At 37.7% G+C, this 5,394-nt stretch carries 4 protein-coding genes; all 4 read left to right on the plus strand.

The window, feature by feature from the left end; all coding sequences use genetic code 11:
• Positions 1–40: 40 nt before the first annotated feature.
• The 4 genes from EO766_RS17640 (at position 41) to EO766_RS17655 (ending at position 5,362) form a co-directional block, all read left to right on the plus strand.
• Positions 41–700, plus strand: coding sequence for a DUF4136 domain-containing protein (locus EO766_RS17640; RefSeq protein WP_068241671.1), 660 nt, complete (start codon positions 41–43; stop codon positions 698–700).
• Positions 701–737: 37 nt separating this feature from the next.
• A complete protein-coding gene (locus EO766_RS17645) occupies positions 738–3,956 on the plus strand; it encodes an efflux RND transporter permease subunit (protein WP_068241673.1) in 3,219 nt (1,072 codons plus the stop codon).
• A 246-nt stretch (positions 3,957–4,202) separates the two neighbouring features.
• A complete protein-coding gene (locus EO766_RS17650; RefSeq protein ID WP_287101702.1) occupies positions 4,203–4,790 on the plus strand; it encodes a class I SAM-dependent methyltransferase in 588 nt (195 codons plus the stop codon).
• 2 nt (positions 4,791–4,792) lie between these two features.
• The gene (locus EO766_RS17655) at positions 4,793–5,362 is read left to right on the plus strand and encodes a DUF2911 domain-containing protein (RefSeq protein ID WP_068241679.1); all 570 of its coding nucleotides are present in this window, start codon (positions 4,793–4,795) and stop codon (positions 5,360–5,362) included.
• Positions 5,363–5,394 lie beyond the last annotated feature (32 nt).

Raw genomic sequence — 5,394 nt, forward strand, 5'->3', positions numbered from 1 at the left:
CAGTAATACCATCATACTTAAAAATGTAAAATAAAGAATTATGAAAAATAAAATTATCATCCCCTTAATGCTGCTGTTATTTACAGCGGCCGGATGCAGTACCGCCTATAATCTTACTTATGCTGACTATGATAAAAGTGTGGAATTCGCTAAGTATAAAACATTTTCCTGGATTCCGCACCAGGATAATGACAATACGCCTTACCACAACCAGATTATTTTCAATAATGCCATCAATTACTTTTCGCATGAACTTGCAGCCAGGGGTATGACAGTAGATAATGATAACCCCGATTTATTATTTGAACTAAAAGTAACGGAAAGTAAAAAAAGCAGAACAGAACAGGTTCGCTCAACAGTCCCAACCTATAACTATAATAATTCTTTCCAATACCGGGCTATTTCACCGCATAACCCATATTATAATGTAAATCCACGGGCATATTATTATAACAGGCCATTGAATTATAGTAATAATTATAATAGCTATACGTACGGTTATACTACCAAAATAGTAGAATACACCCGGGGCGGTATAACATTGAATGTAATAAACAGGAAACAAAATAAATTTATTTATACGGCTACTGTAGAAGCAGATTTGTACGACCCTGCTACTTTGCAAAATGACCTGCATCCTGCCATACACACACTTTTAGAAAATTATCCTGTAAAACCTCCTTCTAAAAAAAGAAAATAACGGAAAGTAGTAACCATCAGTTAATAAAAAATGTAACATGCTCAATAAAATCATTCAATTCTCATTACGTAACCGTTTGTTTGTAGTTGCCTTTGCAGCTTTGCTGATGGTATATGGTGTTATTACACTTATCAATTTGCCGGTTGATGTATTACCCGATTTAAACCGGCCCAGGGTGACTATATTTTTAGAAGCCAATGGCATGGCTCCCGAAGAAATTGAAGCACAGGTAACACTGCCCGTTGAAACTTCTTTAAACGGCGCTCCCGGTGTGGAAGTGGTACGTTCTGTTGCCAGTCCGGGGTTGGGGCTTGTGTTTGTTGAATTTGACTGGAGCACCGATGTGTACCGTGCCCGCCAGCTAACTGCCGAAAAATTACAAACAGTTCAATTACCCAATAAGATTGTTCCGGTAATGGGTCCCATTAGTTCTGTGATGGGGCAATTTATGATGGTGGCCGTCACGGGTGATTCTACATCACCGGCTGATATCAGGACATTGAGTGATTTTACCATTAGAAGAAGGTTGATGAGTATTAAGGGGGTAAGCCAGGTTATACCAATTGGTGGTGAAAGAATGCAGTACCAGGTATTGATATCTCCTGAAAAAATGCGCCAGTACAATGTTTCAATCAATGAGATTGACAACGCTTTGCAGGCAACCAATCTTAATTCAACCGGGGGATTTGTGGATGATAATAAAGGAAGTGAAGTGTTGGTGAGAAATATTGCCAGGGCAAATTCTTTAGAGGATTTAGCCAGTACAGTAATCAGTAATAAAAACAATGCTCCTGTTTTATTAAAGCAGGTTGCTGAATTAAAATTTGGCGGCCCTATTAAAAGAGGGGATGGTTCGTTAAATGGTAACCCGGCAGTAATCCTGAGTATTGAAAAACAGCCAGGTGCCAATACGGTTACTTTAACAGCAGAAATTATCAAAGCTTTGGATGACATAAAAAAGTCAGTACCAAAAGATGTCAAGATTAATACCGACGTGTTTCAGCAAAAACATTTTATTGAAAACTCACTTACCAATGTAGAAGAGGCATTGAGGGATGGTTTTATCCTTGTGGTTATTATTCTTTTTTTATTTTTAATGAATTTCAGGACCACTATTATTACCCTTACAGCTATTCCTTTGTCATTAATTATTACGGCTATTATTTTTAAAATGTTTGGTATTTCCATCAATACTTTAACGTTGGGTGGATTGGCTATTGCTATTGGAGAACTGGTAGATGATGCGATAGTGGACGTAGAAAATGTTTTTCGACGCTTAAAGGAAAATTGGGCACTTCCCGAACCAAGGCCCCTGTCAAAAGTAATTTATGAAGCCAGCAGCGAGGTAAGAAATTCTATTGTGTATGCCACCATCATTGTAGTGCTGGTGTTTCTGCCGTTATTTTATATGCAGGGAATTGAAGGCAAAATATTTGCGCCTCTTGGCATTGCCTATATCACATCAATTATTGCATCCCTGGCAGTTTCATTAACAGTAACTCCGGCTTTATGCAGTTATTTATTAGGGAAAAAGAAATATTTGCAGCATGTTAATCTTGCTTTTTGGAGAAAGAAAAAGGAATATACTGAGCACCAGATTTTAGACCATACGCCTTCCAGTGATACAGAGGCTACCATGCTGGCTTCTTCTCATGACGATAGTTCGTTTGTAAAACTTTTAAAGCGACAGGACATTAAGTTGCTGAAACGTGGTTTAAAGCATCCTAAAATAGTAATAGGTATTGCCATTGCTTTAATAGTGTCCGCCATAGCCATTGTACCTTTTTTTGGTACAGAATTTTTACCGCCGTTTAATGAAGGAAGTTTTACTATTAACCTTTCTTTGCCAGCAAGTACTTCTCTAACGGAAGCCAATAGTGTAGGCAGCATAGCAGAAAAGGAGATATTAAAAGTAGATGGTGTATTGCTCACTGCACGACGTACCGGTCGTGCCGAATTAGATGAACATGCAGAGCCTCCAAGCAATTCAGAAATTGAAGTTGCCATAAAACCATCAGACGTAAAAAGAAGAGATATAATATTAGCTGAAATTCGAAAAAGACTTTCAGTTTTGCAGGGCGTAACGGTAAATATTGGTCAGCCTATTTCTCACCGGTTAGACCACTTACTTTCAGGTGTCAGGGCCCAGGTAGCTATTAAAATATTCGGTAACGACCTTGCAGACTTAAGAAGTAATGCTGCACAGTTGAAAGAGATTGTAAGCACAGTGCCCGGCGTAGTAGACTTACAGGTGGAAAAGCAGGTATTGGTACCTCAACTCATTGTTAAAATTGACCGGCAGGCAGTGCAGCGTTACGGCTTGCAGGTTGGCAAAGTAGCAGAGGATATTGAAATATTCTACAATGGTAAAATAAGCAGCCAGATATTAGATGGTATTAAAAGCTTTGACATTGTGCTGCGTACTACAGATAGCACAAGAAAGAATTTAGACGAAATAAAAAATACACAGATATCCCTGCCTGATGGCTCATTGATACCACTGGAGCAAATTGCAAAAATTGAAATTGAAAACGGCATTAATTCCATCTATCATGAAAATACACTGCGGAGGATTGTAGTAAGTGCCAATGTGCAGGGCAGGGATTTGGGAACTACTGTAAAAGAAATGCAGCAAAAAGTAAATGCACAATTAAAACTGCCACAGGGATATTTTTTACAATGGGGCGGCCAGTTTGAAAGTCAGCAATCAGCATCAAAACTGATAGGCATTTTAAGCATATTCTCTTTCCTGGGAATTTTCCTGGTATTGTTCAGTCATTTTAAATCATCAAGAATTGTTCTGCAGATTATGTTGAATATCCCGTTGGCATTAATTGGCAGTGTGATAGCCGTAATGCTGACTGGAGGGGTGTTTTCTATTGCTACGCTTGTTGGTTTTATCACTCTCACAGGTATAGCTTCAAGAAATGGAATTATGATGATTTCTCACTACATCCATTTAGTACAGCATGAAGGAGAAACTTTTGGAGATAAAATGATTATTCGTGGTTCACTGGAAAGATTAGTGCCTGTATTAATGACGGCATTAGTTGCAGCATTAGCATTGATACCATTAACGCTGGATGCAACTGCACCCGGTAAAGAAATTTTATATCCTGTGGCCACAGTTATTTTAGGCGGATTAATCAGTTCTACTTTATTGGATATGATTGTTACGCCAGTGGTATTTAAAATGTTTGGCGAAAAGGCATTGAAGAAATATTTGGAAGAGCAAAGGAAGAAAGAATTTGAATAAACTAATTGATATCATAAAAAAAGAAAAACCACATGGGTCGGAGCCCTGCTTTAGTTTCCTTATTTATAATGAAACGCTTTGGGAGCAGGGTTTCCGTACCCACCAAATTGAAAAGCTGGGTTTAAAAAAGATTTATGTACTACATCATTTCAGGAATGAGATATTGCAATGAGTAAAACAAAATACATACCGGCACTCCGCTTCAAATGGCTAACTCCTTTGTATGATTTTTTGATAAGTATTACAATGCCTGAGAAGAAAATAAAACAGGCATTGGTTGAAGCAGCCAATGTTTCGGCGAAGGAAAAAATACTGGATTTTGGTTGCGGTACAGGAACATTAACTATTATGATAAAGGAATTCCAGCCTGAAGCGAATGTAGCCGGTATTGATGTTGATGTGAAGATATTAAACAAAGCAATTGAAAAAAGTGAGGATAAGGGGCTTGATATTTTCCTGATTGATTATGATGGAACACATCTGCCATTCCAGGATAATAGATTTCATAAAATATTGTCCTGTCTTGTTTTTCATCATCTCGATACTACTAAAAAGAAAATAATACTGGCTGAAATCTTCCGGGTAGTGAGTAATAATGGCAAACTGTACATCGCAGATTTTGGCCGTTCAAAATCGTGGTTGCAAAGAACACTCTTTAATATTATAAGAGGCCTGGATGGATTTAAACCTACAGACGCAAATGCCAAAGGGCTACTGCCCGAATTAATCTCAGAAGCAGGATTTGCAAATGTAACTATCAATAAAAGTTTTAAAACAATGTTTGGTGAAGTTCAGATAATCAGTGCAGAAAAATATAATCTTATAAATAATTAATCATGAAATTTTATTTTCAACTGTTTGTTTTCTTTCTTGCAGTATCAGCTTTATCAGCGAATGCACAGCAGCAAAAAAATGAAGAGATATGTTACAACCCCAACTTAGTAAAAGATACCAGCAAGAAGAGTATTAAATCAATGGCTGTTGCTGTCATCAATGGCGACAGCATCAAAATCAATTATCATTCTCCCGGTGTTCGTAAAAGAGTTATTTGGGGTGGTCTTGTTCCTTATAATGAAGTATGGGTAACTGGGGCACATGATGCCACCACCTTTGAAATTGGTAAATCTTTTATTGTGGGCGGTAAAGAAATCCCTGCCGGTAAATATGCCATCTTCACCATTCCCGGTAAAAATGAGTGGACAGTTATTATTAACAAACAATGGAAACAACACCTGGCAACTGAGTATGACGAAAAGGAGGATGTAGTGAGAATAAAAGTTAAACCAAAGAAAAATGTGCACACCGAGCGGCTGCAATACTTTATAGAACCTGCTAAAGGCAATGATTTAAAACTTGCAATGGCATGGGAAAAAATCAGGATTGAGTTTTCTATTAAAATAAAGTAAGCAGCTATGGCAAAAAGCAAACACTACTATAT

Source organism: Hydrotalea sp. AMD (assembly GCF_004100315.1).
Taxonomy (GTDB): domain Bacteria; phylum Bacteroidota; class Bacteroidia; order Chitinophagales; family Chitinophagaceae; genus Hydrotalea; species Hydrotalea flava.

What these genes read in the sequence shown, in the direction of transcription:
- EO766_RS17655 (WP_068241679.1), top strand. Translation starts at nt 4,793, where the DNA reads ATGAAATTTTATTTTCAACTGTTTGTTTTCTTTCTTGCAGTATCAGCT.
- EO766_RS17645 (WP_068241673.1), top strand. Translation starts at nt 738, where the DNA reads ATGCTCAATAAAATCATTCAATTCTCATTACGTAACCGTTTGTTTGTA.
- EO766_RS17640 (WP_068241671.1), top strand. Translation starts at nt 41, where the DNA reads ATGAAAAATAAAATTATCATCCCCTTAATGCTGCTGTTATTTACAGCG.
- EO766_RS17650 (WP_287101702.1), top strand. Translation starts at nt 4,203, where the DNA reads ATGCCTGAGAAGAAAATAAAACAGGCATTGGTTGAAGCAGCCAATGTT.